General features: G+C 33.6%; 1 protein-coding gene. It reads left to right on the forward strand.

Annotation, left to right across the window (positions count from 1 at the left end; translation table 11 throughout):
* Positions 1-428: citrate/2-methylcitrate synthase (locus CRU94_RS09565; protein ID WP_309109242.1), on the forward strand; the 428-nt coding region annotated here is incomplete at both ends.

Below are 428 nucleotides of genomic sequence, written 5' to 3' on the forward strand. Positions count from 1 at the left end.
CACTTAGAAGATGAAGAACAATTCAAAACTATGAGAAGAAGAATCCTAGCTAAAATGCCTACTATTGCAGCTATGGCTTATAGAAACTCAATTGGTACTCCATTAATTTATCCAGATGTAAATAAATACTTTACTGAAAACTTCTTATATATGTTAAGAGCTTATCCAGGTGGAAGTATGAAATACTTAGGTGATGGTAAAAATGATGAAATCAAGCAAGTTGAAGTAGATGCTTTAGATGCTATCTTAACTTTACATGCTGACCACGAACAAAATGCTTCAACTACAACAGTTAGAAATGTTGGTTCAACTGAAGCTCACCCTTATGTTGCAATTGCTTCTGGTATTTCTGCATTATGGGGTTCTGCTCACGGTGGAGCAAATGAAAAAGTTATGGATCAATTAAGATTAATTGGTGATGTTAAAAA

It is taken from the genome of Arcobacter sp. AHV-9/2010 (genome assembly GCF_004116575.1).
GTDB classification, from domain to species: Bacteria; Campylobacterota; Campylobacteria; order Campylobacterales; family Arcobacteraceae; genus Aliarcobacter; species Aliarcobacter skirrowii.